The sequence below is a fragment of the Aliidongia dinghuensis genome, from assembly GCF_014643535.1.
In the GTDB taxonomy this organism is placed as follows: domain Bacteria; phylum Pseudomonadota; class Alphaproteobacteria; order ATCC43930; family CGMCC-115725; genus Aliidongia; species Aliidongia dinghuensis.
This window is the reverse complement of the sequence record NZ_BMJQ01000013.1, coordinates 1-12,709: the sequence shown is the minus strand read 5'-3', so window position 1 is coordinate 12,709 and position 12,709 is coordinate 1. Positions and strand designations below refer to the sequence as shown.

The 12,709-nt window shown below is 67.0% G+C and carries 13 protein-coding genes; 9 read left to right on the top strand and 4 right to left on the bottom strand.

What is annotated here, in order from left to right; all coding sequences use genetic code 11:
• Window positions 1-9: 9 nt before the first annotated feature.
• From pobA to glpD, 3 genes are all read left to right on the top strand, one after another.
• A complete protein-coding gene (pobA, locus tag IEY58_RS22870; RefSeq protein ID WP_189050141.1) occupies window positions 10-1,188 on the top strand; it encodes a 4-hydroxybenzoate 3-monooxygenase in 1,179 nt (392 codons plus the stop codon).
• A 202-nt stretch (window positions 1,189-1,390) separates the two neighbouring features.
• Window positions 1,391-1,537 (top strand): hypothetical protein, encoded by a 147-nt coding sequence (locus tag IEY58_RS22865; protein ID WP_189050140.1) that lies wholly within the window; start codon window positions 1,391-1,393, stop codon window positions 1,535-1,537.
• A gap of 116 nt (window positions 1,538-1,653) precedes the next feature.
• Window positions 1,654-3,195, top strand: coding sequence for a glycerol-3-phosphate dehydrogenase (gene glpD / locus IEY58_RS22860; protein ID WP_189050139.1), 1,542 nt, complete (start codon window positions 1,654-1,656; stop codon window positions 3,193-3,195).
• Here the strand turns inward: glpD and IEY58_RS22855 are convergent.
• Window positions 3,148-5,256, bottom strand: coding sequence for a methyl-accepting chemotaxis protein (locus IEY58_RS22855; protein WP_189050138.1), 2,109 nt, complete (start codon window positions 5,254-5,256; stop codon window positions 3,148-3,150). The genes glpD and IEY58_RS22855 overlap by 48 nt on opposite strands.
• Before the next feature lie 75 nt (window positions 5,257-5,331).
• Here IEY58_RS22855 and IEY58_RS22850 point away from each other — a divergent pair, with 75 nt between their 5' ends.
• From IEY58_RS22850 to IEY58_RS22840, 3 genes are all read left to right on the top strand, one after another.
• Window positions 5,332-5,517, top strand: a complete 186-nt coding sequence (locus IEY58_RS22850; protein WP_189050490.1) for a hypothetical protein — start codon at window positions 5,332-5,334, stop codon at window positions 5,515-5,517.
• Complete coding sequence (locus tag IEY58_RS22845; protein ID WP_189050137.1) at window positions 5,478-5,876, top strand: ABC transporter permease; 399 nt, start codon at window positions 5,478-5,480, stop codon at window positions 5,874-5,876. The genes IEY58_RS22850 and IEY58_RS22845 overlap by 40 nt, the downstream gene beginning before the upstream one ends.
• Window positions 5,877-6,266: 390 nt before the next feature.
• Complete coding sequence (locus IEY58_RS22840) at window positions 6,267-6,446, top strand: hypothetical protein (protein ID WP_189050135.1); 180 nt, start codon at window positions 6,267-6,269, stop codon at window positions 6,444-6,446.
• A gap of 168 nt (window positions 6,447-6,614) precedes the next feature.
• Here IEY58_RS22840 and IEY58_RS22835 read toward each other — a convergent pair whose 3' ends face one another.
• The 3 genes from IEY58_RS22835 to IEY58_RS22825 form a co-directional block, all read right to left on the bottom strand.
• Window positions 6,615-7,355 (bottom strand): substrate-binding periplasmic protein, encoded by a 741-nt coding sequence (locus IEY58_RS22835; protein WP_189050133.1) that lies wholly within the window; start codon window positions 7,353-7,355, stop codon window positions 6,615-6,617.
• A gap of 173 nt (window positions 7,356-7,528) precedes the next feature.
• A complete protein-coding gene (locus tag IEY58_RS22830) occupies window positions 7,529-7,828 on the bottom strand; it encodes a hypothetical protein (RefSeq protein ID WP_189050131.1) in 300 nt (99 codons plus the stop codon).
• A gap of 175 nt (window positions 7,829-8,003) precedes the next feature.
• The gene (locus IEY58_RS22825) at window positions 8,004-9,194 is read right to left on the bottom strand and encodes an acetyl-CoA C-acyltransferase (RefSeq protein WP_189050129.1); all 1,191 of its coding nucleotides are present in this window, start codon (window positions 9,192-9,194) and stop codon (window positions 8,004-8,006) included.
• Between the two features lie 179 nt (window positions 9,195-9,373).
• On the opposite strand from IEY58_RS22825, the gene IEY58_RS22820 reads away from it, so the two are divergent.
• The 3 genes from IEY58_RS22820 to IEY58_RS34450 form a co-directional block, all read left to right on the top strand.
• Complete coding sequence (locus IEY58_RS22820; protein WP_189050127.1) at window positions 9,374-9,862, top strand: MaoC family dehydratase; 489 nt, start codon at window positions 9,374-9,376, stop codon at window positions 9,860-9,862.
• 378 nt (window positions 9,863-10,240) lie between these two features.
• Complete coding sequence (locus tag IEY58_RS22815; RefSeq protein ID WP_189050126.1) at window positions 10,241-12,208, top strand: ATP-binding protein; 1,968 nt, start codon at window positions 10,241-10,243, stop codon at window positions 12,206-12,208.
• 283 nt (window positions 12,209-12,491) lie between these two features.
• A partial coding sequence (locus IEY58_RS34450; RefSeq protein WP_229743895.1) for a hypothetical protein occupies window positions 12,492-12,709 on the top strand: 218 nt, incomplete at its 3' end.

The following is a 12,709-nucleotide window of genomic DNA, read 5'->3' as shown; positions in this document are numbered from 1 at the left end:
AGCGGGACGATGCGGACGCAGGTTGGGATTGTCGGTGCGGGGCCTGCTGGCCTGCTATTGTCCCATCTGCTGCACCGCTGCGGCATTGCCTCGGTCGTGCTCGAGGCGCGCAGCCGGAAGTATGTCGAGGAGCGTATCCGCGCCGGCGTGCTGGAGCAGGGTACGGTCGACCTGCTGAACGAGGCGGGCGTCGGTGCGCGCATGCGGCGGGAAGGGCTGATGCATCACGGCATCGAGCTGCGCTTCGGCGGCCGCAACCACCGGATCGATTTCGCCGAGCTGACCGGCGGCCACGGCGTCACGGTCTATGGCCAGCATGAGGTGGTGAAGGACCTGATCGCCCAGCGCCTTGCCGACGGCGGCGATCTCCGGTTCGAGGCCGAGGACGTCTCGGTCCATGAGTTCGACGGCGCGCGGCCGAAGATCCGCTTCCAACACCAGGGCACCGCGCAAGAGCTCGAATGCGATTTCATCGCCGGTTGCGATGGGTTCCACGGCGTGTGCCGCCCGTCGATTCCGGCGGACCGGATCAAGACCTTCGACCGCATCTATCCGTTCGCCTGGCTCGGCATCCTGGCGAAGGCGGCGCCGTCGCAGGACGAGCTGATCTACGCCAATCACCCGGACGGCTTCGCGCTCTATTCCATGCGTTCGCCGGAGATCACGCGGCTCTATCTGCAATGCCGGCCGGACGAGGACCTCAGCCAATGGTCGGACGAGCGGATCTGGGCGGCGCTGCACAAGCGGCTCGGCGACCGGGCCGATGGCTGGCGGCTCAACGAGGGGCCCATTCTGCAGAAGAGTGTGACGCCCATGCGCAGCTTCGTGACCGAGCCGATGCGCTACGGCCGGCTGTTCCTGGCGGGTGACGCCGCCCATATCGTGCCGCCGACCGGCGCCAAGGGGATGAACCTTGCCGTCGCCGACATCCGCGTGCTGGCCGAGGCGTTCGACGCCTTCTACCGGCTGGGCAGCGAAGAAGGGTTCGAAACCTATTCCGAGACCTGCCTGAAGCGCATCTGGCGCATGCAGCGCTTCTCCTGGTGGATGACCTCGATGCTGCATCGTTTCGACGATCGCAGCGATTTCGACCAGCGCGTCCAACTGGCCGAGCTCGACTATGTCACGAGCTCGCGCGCGGCCTCGGAAAGCCTTGCCGAGAACTACGTCGGCCTGATGCGCCGTTGAGGCCGAAAAGGACCGCCGGTCGTTTCAAGGGCGACCGGCGTATAGCTCGCATGTGAGCCCGCGCATGGCGCGGGCGTCACGGGATACCACGTCTTCCGAGAGGTCGAACGAGGGTGCCAGACTCCTTCGGTTGGAGAGGCCGATGGAATGAGCCGGTTCGGCCGGCGGTCTTGGGACCGCAGGTGCTTTGGAGGATCGTGCCATGTCCGCTCATCTATTCCGCTTACGCCGGGCGCTCCCCGCCGTTCTCTTTGCCGTCGCCGTCGCGTCGGGCGTTGCCGCCTGTGCCGACTTCCAGCCCGACAACTCGCCGCACAGCCCAAACTTCCACAGCTTCACCGTGCCCTGATCGATCGGGAGCGGCTTTCCCGGCGTGGCTGTGCGCGAAAACGCGCATAGTGATTTCGATTGCGAACATTTCCCCGGCCGCCTTATTCTATATGAGCACAAGGCGAGGGAAGCGCGATGAACGGAAGCCAACAGGTCGATGTGCTGGTCATCGGCGGCGGCATCAACGGCGCCGGCATCGCGCGCGACGCCGCGGGACGCGGCTTGAAGGTGCTGCTGGTCGAGCAGGGCGACTTGGCGAGCGCCACGTCCTCTGCCAGCACCAAGCTGATCCACGGTGGCCTGCGCTATCTCGAATATGGCGAGTTCCGCCTGGTGCGCGAGGCGCTGATCGAGCGTGAGCGGCTCTTGAGCCTGGCGCCGCACATCATCTGGCCGCTGCGCTTCGTGCTGCCCCATCCGCCGGGCCTGCGTCCGGCCTGGATGATCCGGCTGGGATTGTTCCTTTACGATCATTTAGGTGGCCGGCAGCGCCTGCCCGGTTCGCACGCGGTCGATCTGACGCGCGATCCGCGCGGGGCCGGCCTCGATCCCTCGATCAAGCGCGGCTATGTCTATTCCGACTGCTGGGTCGAGGATGCCCGCCTGGTCGTGCTGAATGCGCGCGACGCGGCGGAGCGGGGGGCGGAGATCCGCACCCGCACGCGCTTCGTCTCGGCCGAGAGGCAGGGCGATCATTGGGTCGCGACCATCGAGGACCTGGCCGACGGCAGCCGGCGCCGGGTCGAGGCGCCGATTCTGGTGAACGCGGCGGGGCCCTGGGTCGGCGACGTGCTGCGCCAGCGGCTCGGCAACCCGAACGGCAAGGCGCCGCGGCTCGTCAAGGGCAGCCACATTATCGTGCCGCGCCTGTTCGAAGGCGAACAGGCCTATATCCTGCAGAATCCCGATAAGCGCATCGTCTTCGCCATTCCCTACGAAGGCCGCTTCACGCTCGTCGGCACGACGGACGTGCCCTACAAGGCGGATCCGGCCGCGGTCGCGATCGACCGGGATGAGACCGCCTATCTCGCCGAGACGGTGAGCCGCTATTTCAAGACGAAGGTGACGCCCGCCGACGTGGTGTGGAGCTATTCCGGCGTGCGGCCGCTCTATGACGATGCGGCGTCGAATGCGTCGGCGGTGACGCGCGACTATGTGCTCGACGTCGAGGGCGCCAAGGGCGAGCCCGTGCTGCTCTCGATCTTCGGCGGCAAGATCACGACCTTTCGGCGCCTGGCCGAACATGCGCTCCAAAAGCTCGAGCCGTTCCTGCCGCGGCCGACCCAGCCCTGGACAGCGACCGCTCCGCTCCCGGGCGGCGATCTGCCCGGCGATGATTTCGATGCGTTCCTCAAGCAGCTGCAGCAGACGAAACCTTGGCTCCCGGCGCCGCTCGCCCGGCGCCTCGCCCGCGCCTACGGTAGCCGTGTCGACCGGATCCTGGCCGGTGCCACCGATCTTGCCGGGCTAGGCCACGACTTCGGCGGCGGCCTGACCGAGGCCGAAGTCGTCTATCTGCGCGACCAGGAATGGGCTCGGTCGGCCGACGACGTGCTGTGGCGCCGCTCCAAGCTCGGCCTGCACGTGCCGCCCGGCACGCGCGAGGCGCTCGACCGCTTCTTCTTGGGCTCAGCCGGCGCGGATATGCGCCAGGAACGCTCCAACCTGGCTCTCTAACTCGACCGACTGGCGGGCCAGCGCGGCCGCGACCTCGGCGACCGAGGCCGCTTCGGTCCCGGCGTCCGTCACGGCGCCGCTGACCTCGGTGATGGTCGTCGAGACGCCTTCAGTGCCACGCGCGGCACCGTCGACGTTGCCGGCGATCTCCCGCGTCGTCGCCTCCTGCTCCTCCACGGCCGCCGCGATCGTCGTCGTGATGCCGTCGATCTTGGAGATCGTCGTGCCGACGCCGCGGATTGCCGCCACGGCGCGGCCGGTGGCGCTCTGGATAGCGCTCACATGGGCACCGATCTCTTCCGTCGCCTGGGCGGTCTGCTGGGCGAGCACCTTCACCTCGCTTGCCACGACCGCGAAGCCCTTGCCGGCTTCGCCGGCACGCGCGGCCTCGATGGTCGCGTTCAGCGCCAAGAGGTTGGTCTGGCTTGCGATCTGGCTGATGAGCGCGACCACTTCGCCGATCTTTTGGGCGGTCTCGGCGAGGCCGCGCATCTCGGTATTGCCGTGCTCGGCCTCGTCGACGGCGCTGCCGGTGGCGCGTGTCGCTTCCGTCACCTGGCGGGCGATCTCGGCCACGGATCCTGCCATCTGCTCGGTCGCGGCCGCGACCGCCGAGACCCGTTCCGATGCGCGCGTCGCGTCGGCCTCAACGGCGATGGTGCGGTCGCGCGCCACCGTCGTCCGGTCGGCGAGCGTGCCGGCAGCCCGGGTCATCTGCGCCGCCGACTGTGAGACGGCGGTGACGACGGCGCCGACCGTCGCCTCGAAATCCCGCGCCAGGGTGATCAGCGCTGCCCGGCGGTTCGCCTCGGCATCGCGGCGTGTCTGCTCCTGGTCCCGGCGTAGCGCCTCGGTCTCGCCAAGCCCGTCCTTGAACACCTGGACCGTGCGCGCCATGTCGCCGATCTCGTCGCGCCGCGCGACGCCCGTCACCTCGCTTGCGAGGTCGCCGCTGGCCAGCCGCGCCATCACCTGGCGCAGGCTCTCGAGCGGGCGGGTGATCTCGTTGCGGACAATGAGCCAGGCGAGCGCCAAGCCGATCGCCGAACCGCCGAACGCCAGCAGCATCAGGAGACCGCGGTTGGTGACATAGCTGCCGCGGGCCTGGGCGAGCTCGCCCTGCATGGCCTGGTTGGTCTCGTCGAGCCAGGAACGGGCGGCCGCTTCGGCCGCGTCGAGCGCCGCCTTGCCGCGGGTGGTGGCGATCGTCTGCGCCTTGCCGTCGCCGTTCTCGCGCGTCAAGCGCCGGATCTCCTTGTCGACGGCGAGCCACTGGTCGAAGCCGTCGTCGACGATGTTCATCTGGTCCATCATCTCCGGCGGCGCCAGCTGAGAGCTCGAGAAGGCGCGGACCTTGTCGCGCAAGTCGGAAATGCGATCGGCGGCGGCGTCGAGGTCCTTTTCGAGCTGATCGAGACGCTGGTCGTCGATCTCGGCGATCGTGTCCTTCTCCAGACCATAGAAGTGGTTGAGTTCGGCGAGCAGGCGCAGGCCGGTGCCGATCATGCGCTGGACCAGGACGTTGCGCTCGCTGTCGGCAATCTTGGTCTCGGCATCGATCATGGCCGACACCTGGCTTTCGACCTTGTGGAAGGCTTCGGCCCCCTTGGTGGACGAGAGGGCGAGCGCGCGCGACTTCGAATTGAGCTTGGCGAGACTGGTCATCTCGTCGACGATCGCGCCGTACTTCCCGGCCTGGTCGAGGAAATCCTTGAGCTTGGCCGACTGGGCGGCGCTCGGCAGCGCCTGCAGGCTGTCGCTCAGCGTCGCGAGATTCGCCTTCTCGGCCGCGATCTCGGTGATGGCGGCCGCCTTGCCGGCATCCGTGCGCTCGATCACCAGATCGCGTGCCGCGCGGGACATCTTGACCAGGCTCAGGACCGCGTTCTGTGCCAGCGCCGTCTGCCGTACCGGCCCCGAGGTCAGCGCTTCAAGCCGGGCGTTCTGGGCCGCGAACTGGCTCAGCGACAGCGCGATCATCGCAACGACGGTCGCAACGAGCAGGCCGAACGCGGCACCCAGCTTGACCGACAGGCGCTGGTTGCTGAAGGCGGTGAGCATAAACGTCCCTCCCAAGACCGGCTTGGTATTCGTTGTCCGACGGTCAGGCCAATTTGGCCGGGATTGGTGCATTTCATGTTAACGGATGCGGGCGAGGGCGGCAGCCGTGTGATCGTGCTGCGCCGGATCATCATCCCGCATGCCATGCCCGGCATCGTCGCCGGCTCGATCGTCGTCTTCATGCTGACGATCGGCAATGTCGCGACCGCCGTGCTGCCCTCGTGCCGTTCCTCAAGCCGGCGTTGTTTGGCGCGTTCCTGATCGCGTTTCTGATGTCCTTCGAGAATTTCAACACCACGTTGATGCTCGTCGGGTCGGACCCACCGTTGCCGATCTACATGCACGGGCAGATGCGCAAAGCGACGACGCCGGCGATCAGTGCCATCAGCCTTGTCCCCGTGCTGGTGACCAGGCTGCTCGCCGGCGGCGCTGACGCTCCGAGTCGCGCCCGAGGAGCCGCGCCCGAGGAGCCGCGCCCTAGGAGTCGCGTCCGAGGAGTTGTGTCCGAGTCGGGGCGGAATCGGCTGAAGCGGCGTGAAATCCGGGCCTTGTCGGGGGCGTTCGCCAGCCATGGTCAACCGCTTGAGGCCTGCGATCGGGCTATCGGCGCGCCACAGTGAGGCATTCTTGCTACGGTCTTCGGCGCGATGAAATCTGCGATTTGCCGCGGATTGATTTCGGTTTCCGGGCGAGCGTACAACTGCGGACAGTCGGGTTGCTCTCGCTTAGGGCGCCACAGTGCTGCTGCCGCCGACTATATTCCCAATGTCAACTGCGCGGTCGATATTTAAACGCGACAGTCGATCTTGCCGTTTTTGCCAGTTTCTAAGAATTTATCGCAATAGCCTGTGTCAAATTTCGGCGAATCCCTTGTGAAAGGTGGTTGCTAAGTCTTGGCGTCATGGTAATAGTGCTATCGTGAACAATGGGTGGGTCGTCAGGGCCGGCCAAACACCGGAACACCGATCACTCTCGCACCCAGAACAGCCGTTGAAAGTCAGGAGATCTCCATGAAGGCCCTCGTTTCCGCTCTCGCCCTGCTGTCGTTCGTCGGCGCCGCCACGGTCCCGGCCGTTGCGTTCGCTCAGGACGCGACCACGACCACGAAGCCCGCCAAGAAGGCAGCGAAGAAGCACACCGCTCACAAGACCGCGAAGAAGTCGAAGAAGAAGGCTGCGACCCAGTCGTAATCGACGGATCGGTTCTTCCGATTAAGACCCCCGGGGCGACGGCCTCGGGGGTTTTTTGTTGCCGGTGTGCGCGGGGTCGCCCAGTCGTGGATGCAACCAAGGATGGTTCTGCCGCGCTGCCGTCATCTGACTGTGACTTGCGGCTGAGACGAGACGGCACACCGCCGCTCAAGGATCGAGCGCGCGGCGCGCGATACGGTCGAAACTGCCGTCCAGGCGCATCGCGGCGAGTGCTGCGTCGAACCGGCTGAGCTCGTCGCGTTTGCCGGCCGACTTGTTGAAGGCGATGAAGGTCGGGATGTTGGAGAGCGGCGGCGTCAGCGCTTCGACCCGCTCCTCCAGGTGACGCCGGCGGATCACGGCGAGGCCTGCCTCGCGGATGGCGAGGATGCAGTCGATATGCCCGACCTCGAGGACGGCGAAATTCTGCGCGTCGCCTGACGCATCCTCGGCCGCGAACAGACCTTGCCGGCGCGCATCGTCGAATGCGTCGCCGTAGCTCCAGCCGCGAATGACGCCGATCGTGCGCCCTGCGAGATCGTCGATCGTCGCGAACGGGAAACCATGACCCTTGCGCACGTAGATCTGCAGGATCTCGTCGAACAGCTTGTCGGAATAGTCGTATTTCTCGAGTCGGCTCGTCGTCTTATAGAGCCCGCCGATGCCGCTCCTGCCCTCGTCGGCATCGTCGAGCGCGCGTTTCCAGGGCATGGTGGTGATCGTGACGGCGATGTTGATGCGGCGGTACGCCTCGGCGATCAGCGCCGGATAGAGGCCGGCCGGCCGGCCGTCGGCCTCGTACATGAACGGCGGATCGGCGGCATCGATCGCAATCAGGCTCTGGGCATCCGCGGCGCCCGGCAGCGCCGCCAGGAACAAGAAACTGCAGCCGACCAGAAACACCTTCATGTGCGAAACCTTCCCACCCGCCCGGACCGCCCGCCCGGACCGCTCGTCAGGCGCGGGGCCATCCCGAGGGAGGCCACGGTATCGCAAGTTTGTCGGCGGCTGTGTGACGCCCCTACGGCTGTGTGACGCCCCTATGGGGCGTTGCCGGGCGCAGCCGCGAGGCGCCCGCCGGGTCAGCGTCGGCGGTTCGTCCTGAAGGGCAGGATCACGGCATGGCTGGTCGTGTCGTCGATCGTCTGAGCCCGTTCCTTGGGCGCATGCTGCTCGACGAGGCCCAAGAGCTGGTTGCAGAACCATTCCGCCCGGCGGGCGCGTTCCTCGATGTCGGGATGGCCGCCCACAATCTCGGCGACGATCGCCGTCAGGGTCGCGGGGAAGGCCCACGGGTCCAGTTCGCCGGCTTCGATCCGCCGGGTGCCTTCCCGCCAGATCCCGCAGCGCAGGCAGCGGCAGTCTTTCGCGTGCTCGATCATCAGCCCCGGAACCAAAATGCTTAAGTCGTGCCGTTTCTACCACCGGACGAGTTAACTATTCGTGTGGTTGATCAGCGCCGGGTGTTTTTCGCGTTTTGCTCCAGGGGGATGCCGCCCGGCCCCCAGCATCGTGAACTGGGTGTGTGGGACCGGGCGGCACGGAGGTTCGTGCCGGTCAGTGCGGCCGTTCGACCGCGATCGCCGTCGCTTCGCCGCCACCGATGCACAGGCATGCGATGCCGCGCGTGAGCCCGCGGTGCTCTAGCGCGTGCAGCAGGGTTACGATGAGACGAGCGCCTGTGGCGCCGATCGGATGGCCAAGCGCGCAGGCGCCGCCATTGACGTTGAGCCGGTCGCGCGGGATCGCGAGATCGTGCTGGGCCGCCATGGCGACCGCGGCGAACGCCTCGTTGATCTCGAACAGATCCACGTCGCCGACGCCCCAGCCGGTTTTGTCCAGGAGCTTGCGGATCGCCGGGATCGGCGCGGTCGTGAACCAGGCGGGATCCTGGCTGTGCGTCGCGTGACCCTTGATCTCGGCCAGGATCGGCAGGCCCTCCTTGAGCGCGACCGACTTGCGCGTCAGCACGAGGGCGGCAGCGCCGTCGGCGTTGGCCGACGAGCTCGCCGGCGTGATCGTGCCGTTGGCACGGAACGCTGGCTTCAGGCCCGGGATCTTCTCAGGCGCCACCTTGAGCGGATGCTCGTCGGTCTCGACGAGCCGCTCGCCGCCCTTGGCCGGCACGGTGATCGGCACGATCTCCGCCTTGAAGGCGCCGGAGTCGATTGCCGCCCGGGCGCGGGTCAGGGTCTCGACGGCATAGGCGTCCTGGTCGGCGCGGGTGAAACCGTACTTCTCGGCCGTGGCCTCGCCGAAATCGCCCATCTGCCGGCCGCCTTCGTAGGCGTCCTCGAGCCCGTCGAGCAGCATGTGGTCGAGCACGCGGTCATGGCCGAAGCGATAGCCGGCGCGCGCTTTGGTCAGCAGGTAGGGCGCGTTCGACATGCTCTCCATGCCACCGGCGACGACGATGTCGGCCGAGCCGGCGCGGATCAGGTCGTGGGCGAGCATGGTCGCCTTCATGCCGGAGCCGCAGACTTTGTTGACCGTGGTGGCGCCGGTCGCATCGGGCAGGCCCGCGCCGCGCGCCGCCTGGCGCGCTGGCGCCTGGCCCTGGCCGGCCGGCAGCACGCAGCCCATCAGCACCTCGTCGATGCGGCCGGGCGCGAGCTTGGCGCGCTCGAGCGCCGCGCGAATGACATGGGCGCCCAGCTGCGGCGCGGCGAGCGGCGACAGCTCGCCCTGGAAGCGGCCGAGCGGCGTGCGGGCGGCCGCGACGATGACGACGGGATCGGAATTCGACATGGGAAATCCCTCAATTCTATGCTGAGACGGAAGAACGGCCGGCCCAGCCCTGTGGGAAGCGCTGATAATTGCGTCATGCAAGTAACCTACGATCGCCGCTATCGTTCTGCAAGTGACAACGGGTCGCCTCTACCGGGGCGGACCGGCCGGGACAAAGATCGACGCCAGGAGGAGAAACGATGACCGAACCGACAAACTCAGCGGCGCGCCGGCGTCTGACGCTCGACGACCTCACGGTCGGCCAGCGCTTCGTCAGTGGCACCTATGCGCTCGACGCGGACGAGATCAGGGGCTTCGCTCAAGTCTACGACCCGCAGCCGTTCCATCTGGACGATGCGTCGGCGCAGGCGACTTTGTTCCGCGGCCTGGCGGCCAGCGGCTGGCACACCGCCGCCATCACCATGCGCCTTAATGTCGAGAGCGGTCTGCCGCTCGAAGGCGGCATCATTGGCGCCGGGGCCGAGATTTCCTGGCCGCGCCCGACGCGCCCGGGCGACGTGCTGCGTGTCGAGAGCGAAGTCATCGAGATCACGCCGTCCCGCTCGCGCCCCGACCGCGGCATGGCCACGGTGCGCAGTGAAACCAAGAACCAGCGCGACGAGGTCGTGCAGGTGCTGGTGGCGAAGCTCGTGCTGCCACGGCGGGTCGTGGCGCCCGGTCAGCCATGACGATGCGCCCGACGGCCCTGGCCTGAGCAACGGTCCTGGCCTGAGCAACGGTCCTGGCCTGAGCAACGGTCCTGGCCTGAGCAACGGCCCTGGCGCGAGTAACGGCTCAATCGCGGCCTTCGCCGCGTTTGATTCGATCGATCAATCACCATTGAGCGCGCCTGGACGCCGCGCGGCTTTCGCCGTCAATTCGCGGTGGATATGCTGTTTGATGAAGAGAGCGGGCGACGAACGGGTGATATTGGGCTCTTGTTTGTGTTTTAACCAATACGTGCGACACGAAAGAATGCTGGCAGGACGGCGGTCGATCCGGAGATAGTTCAATTTTCGGGATTGGGGGCATTGGACAAGCAGTCATCCGCCATAGACGTTGATGCGATGCTGCAGCGTCTCGCTGACGAAATCGCGCGGCTTGAGGTCTGGGGTGCGCACCTGGTCGTCGACGGTATCGGGCCGTTCGTGGCGGCGCTTGATATGGCGCGGCGGTTGGGTGATGAAGTCCTGCTCGCCCGCGCATTATGCATCGCGGCGCGGGCCGAGCTGTTCTGGGGCCGTCTCGAAGCCGGCATTGCCCTGGCCGAAGAGACGATCGGCATTCTCGAGCGACTGACGGGAGAGGAGCAGCTGCGGCTGTCCGGGCTCCATGCGGAAGCGTGGCGGGTCGTGGGTAATGGCCGGCTGAAGCTCGGCGACGTCGCAACGGCCCTGCCGCTGTTCGAGCGGGCGATCATGCTCGCCGAGCACGGCGTCGAGGCGGCGATCTCCAAAGAAGCAATGCTCTCGACCCTTTCGGCGCCGGGCGCGCTCGTGGCGGCGCTCAATGGCCTCGGCGTCGCATTCATCAGCATGCGCGAGGCGACCGGGGCCAAGGAGGTGCTGCTGCGCGCGCTCGACGTGGTCGATGCTCATCCAGAGACCCGGGACAACGTGCCGGACGATATCGTCTATACCGTCGATAATCTGGTCGAGCTATTGCAGCATGAGGTCCGCGACCGGCTTGCTGCCGGCGAAAATGCCGATGCGCAGCTGACCCAGGCGCACGACTTGCTGGAGGCGCGGGCCGCGCCGCTCATCGCACGCCGGGGCGAGCCGGGGTGCCGGGTGTCTGTGCTGGCTCAACGGGAATTCCTGGAGATGTCGAGCCGACATCTGCTGCTCGAAGGCCGGCTCGATGACGCGCTCGAACAATTCCAGAGCCTGGCCGACAGCGGCGGCGTCGATCGCTGGCGCGGCGCCATCGGCGAGCGCGGCCTCGCGGAGACGCTGCTGGCGCTCGGTCGGCCGGCCGAGGCGCTGGCGCATGCCCGTGTGGCGCTCGCCGCCTATGACGAGAACGAGGAGATCGGCGAGCGGGCCGGCGTGTTCGAGGTGCTGTCCCGTGTGCATCGGGCGCTTGGTCAGGATTACGAGGCTTTCGAGTGCCTGCAGGAGCACAACCGGTTGCGCGGACGGCTCGACGCGCTCGCCGCCCGCCAGTATGCCGCGCATACGGCGGCCCGGGTCGGCCTGGAACGGGCGCGGGCCGAGGCGGAGGCGCAGCGGCGGATCGCCAGCGAGCTGGCCGCGCTGAACTCGAAGCTGGTCGATCAGGCGGCGGCACTCGAAAGCCAGGCCCAGGCGCTCGATGTCGCGCGGAAGGCGGCCGAGGAGGCGAGCCGCGCGAAATCGGCGTTCCTCGCGAACATGAGCCACGAGCTGCGCACGCCGCTCAATGCGATTCTCGGCTTTGCGGAGATGATGCGTGACGGCTACGGCGGGCCGCCCGGGCCGGCCTGGGGCAACTATGCCGGCATGATCCACGAGGCCGGCAGTCATCTCCTGTCGGTGATCGGCGAAATTCTCGATCTGTCGAAGATCGAGGCGGGGCGCTTTGTCCTCTCGATCGAGCCGGTCGATCTGCAGGGCCTGCTGGACAGCTGCAGGGAGCTCGTCGCACCCCAGATCAAGCGGGGCCAAATCGATTTCGCGGCCTGGCGCGACCCGTCCCTCGCCGAGATCCAGGCCGATCCGATTCGCTTGAAGCAGATCCTGCTCAATCTCTTGTCGAACGCCGCCAAGTTCACGGAGCCTGGTGGCGTTGTTACGCTGTCGGTCCAACCCGGGGTGCCCGGCTTTGTCGATATCTGCGTCGCCGACACGGGCATCGGCATGACCCCTATCGAGCAGAAGCTGGCACTCCAGGTGTTTGGTCAGGTCGAAAGCAGCGTTGCGCGCAAGCATCAAGGCTCCGGTCTCGGCCTGCCCATTGCAGTGGGTCTGGCCGAACTCCATGGTGGCTCGCTCAAGCTCTGGAGCGAGAAAGGCGCCGGCACCAAGGTCACGGTGACGCTGCCGATGGGCCGGTAAGAAGCGAACAGTCAAAGTTTCTCATTAATCCTGCGGCGAACTATCTTGATATACTCGCCGAAGACAGGCAGGCTTTTCGCATTGCAATGACATCGGGGGACATTTTATGCGGACCGACGATTGCATCGCCGAGTCTTATGATAGTGCCGTGCCCGGATTTCCGAATCTGTTCAGTCAATCGGAAACGGGTCTGAGTGAGAGGCGCGCGATCGATGCGCGCTTAGAAAAGGTCGCTGCGAGCCCTGTCATTGTTCAGCCTCAGTCGCCCGTTCGCTTGTCGCCGATGACGCGCCCGTTCCCACGGTCGATGGGCGCATCGGATGCGCCGAAGGGCCCGCCGTTCCCGCCGCCGCCGGAGAACCCGCCCGGTACGCCGCCGAAGGGCCCGCCGTTCCCGCCGCCGCCGGAGAACCCGCCCGGTACGCCGCCGAAGGGCCCGCCGTTCCCGCCGCCGCCGGAGAACCCGCCCGGTACGCCGCCGAAGGGCCCGCCGTTCCCGCC